The sequence below is a fragment of the Vogesella mureinivorans genome (genome assembly GCF_007644035.1).
In the GTDB taxonomy this organism is placed as follows: domain Bacteria; phylum Pseudomonadota; class Gammaproteobacteria; order Burkholderiales; family Chromobacteriaceae; genus Vogesella; species Vogesella mureinivorans.
This window is the reverse complement of record NZ_VMTV02000066.1, coordinates 1-312: the sequence shown is the minus strand read 5'-3', so window position 1 is coordinate 312 and position 312 is coordinate 1. Positions and strand designations below refer to the sequence as shown.

The window sequence follows — 312 nt, the reverse complement described above, 5'->3', positions numbered from 1 at the left end:
CAGCACATGGCGGTTGATCGCACCCATGAGCTGGTAGTCCTCGCGCGTGGTGTACTCGCGGCGCGGCAAGGGGCGCCAGCCATAGTCGGATTGCCACACCGTCTCGCCGTCGCTGTGTCGCCAATGGCCCAAGCCCCCGTAGCGCGGCGCGTCGTCGACCTCGTACACGGTCTGCGACCAGGTGCCGCGCGCGCGCTCCGCGTCGATGGTCTCGGGCACCCAGCGCTGGTCACCGCGGTAGCGCAGCACCTGTGCCGGCTGGTACTGCCAGTCCTGCCGCCAGTGTTTGATCACCTGCGGCGCCTGGGCATC

1 protein-coding gene is annotated in these 312 nt (G+C 69.6%); it reads right to left on the bottom strand.

Translation table 11 applies throughout. From position 1 onward, the window contains the following. A partial coding sequence (locus FLQ44_RS23465) for a DUF6607 family protein (RefSeq protein ID WP_206208614.1) occupies positions 1-294 on the bottom strand: 294 nt, incomplete at its 3' end. Positions 295-312 lie beyond the last annotated feature (18 nt).